Source organism: Pseudomonas asturiensis (genome assembly GCF_900143095.1).
Lineage (GTDB): Bacteria > Pseudomonadota > Gammaproteobacteria > Pseudomonadales > Pseudomonadaceae > Aquipseudomonas > Aquipseudomonas asturiensis.
In genome coordinates, this window is the sequence record NZ_FRDA01000041.1 from 1 (window position 1) to 1,512 (window position 1,512).

Genomic DNA, 1,512 nt, shown 5'->3' on the forward strand with positions numbered 1-1,512 from the left:
CGAAATCGGAAAAGCTCATCTGGCTCATGGGCGGCTCGGATCAGGTGGTCAGGCGTATTTCAGCACATCTTGGGACTTGTTCGGAGATTCCCTAATGTTTTATTGTCTTGATACTTGAGCTTGAATCTCACTTTTCACCGTATCTGCTGGCAAATTTCGGGATGCTGGAGTCTACGTGACAGACCTTGTTAAATAAACATTATTATTTATCGCCTATTAGAGATATTTTCAATACTAAAAAATATATTTTCTATTTTAAAAACAATTAGTTGATAGGGCGTTGTCTATAATAGATAGACTATAGTCCATGTCCCATTTTTGCCTGTCTTTTAAAGGATGCAGTAGGCCTATAGACTCTCTCGTGAATTCCCCCGCGAGATTTTCCAGATGGCAGGAATGCCCTTTTCACCGTGTGACATAACGGACGGCGCGAGCAGTTGCTCAGACGCAAGTGTTGGAGTGCTTAAAGCAGTCTTTGGGCCGGTCATTGACGCTTTGGCACAAGGCAATGACCCTGAAACTGTTACTGCCAGCTCTAACGTGCTGGCCTCGATGTTCGTGCAGTACAACTCTGGTCTGCTGATACTGGCGTCTTTATTCGTTTCGTATATCGCCATTGTCGGGGTCGCCAACACGGCTAATGAGGGCGAAGCGATGGGCAAGGCATGGAGTTCGCTTTGGACTCCGCTGCGCATCGTGTTCGGTGGTGGAGTCTTACTGCCCGCTTCAAGCGGTTATTCGATTATCCAGATCATCGTACTTACAATTGGACTTTGGGGGATTGGTTTTGCCAACGGCGTATTCAAAGCCGGTGTGGAGAACGGGATTGTTAACGGCTCGCTCAGCAGCGTGAGTAGCCAGCTTGGATTTGGTAGTGGCGCGAAGCCGAACCCCAACTATCCGTTGTACGACATTCGCCAGTTCGGCCAAGCCTATTTGGCGTCGAGCTGGTGCGCCCGATCCCTCAATGCAATTTATAGGTCGCTTGACCAGCCTACCGCTGTACAGGCGCTTTCCAAGCCTGACTCCAAGGTACAGGACGGCATAGGACGACAGGCTGCGATCTACCTCATCAAAGATAGAAATGCGGCCACCAACCTTGGCGGTGGCACCCCAATTTGTGGGTCGATTAAGGTCTATAGCTTTAGCGTCCCTGCGGAACTGGTGACGACCTCAACCTCTACGAGTTCAATTTTCGATCCTGCTACGATTACCAGCAATAAGGCCGCGATGCAGGCAGTACGCCATGCCACGCTTAACGCCAAGATCGCCGCCATGAACAAGGTGATGGCCGATATTGATGCATGGGTTAACACTTGGCCCACGGATATAACTAAGACCGGATGGGATGCTGTTAAGAGTGACCGCTTTAACTCCATTATCAATCAAGCCCAAAATACGCTTACTCAAAATCTAAGTAAGCGCTCCATGAATCCCACATTCCAAGCGCTTATCTGATGCTCGATGCTGTGCTCCCGATTCTCTCAGGAGCACGTTCGCCATGATGCGACC

At 49.3% G+C, this 1,512-nt stretch carries 1 protein-coding gene; it reads left to right on the forward strand.

Annotation, left to right across the window (positions count from 1 at the left end; genetic code table 11):
• The first annotated feature begins 459 nt into the window (after positions 1-459).
• Positions 460-1,458, forward strand: coding sequence for a DotA/TraY family protein (locus tag BUB69_RS28125; protein ID WP_245825347.1), 999 nt, complete (start codon positions 460-462; stop codon positions 1,456-1,458).
• The last annotated feature ends 54 nt before the right edge of the window (positions 1,459-1,512 follow it).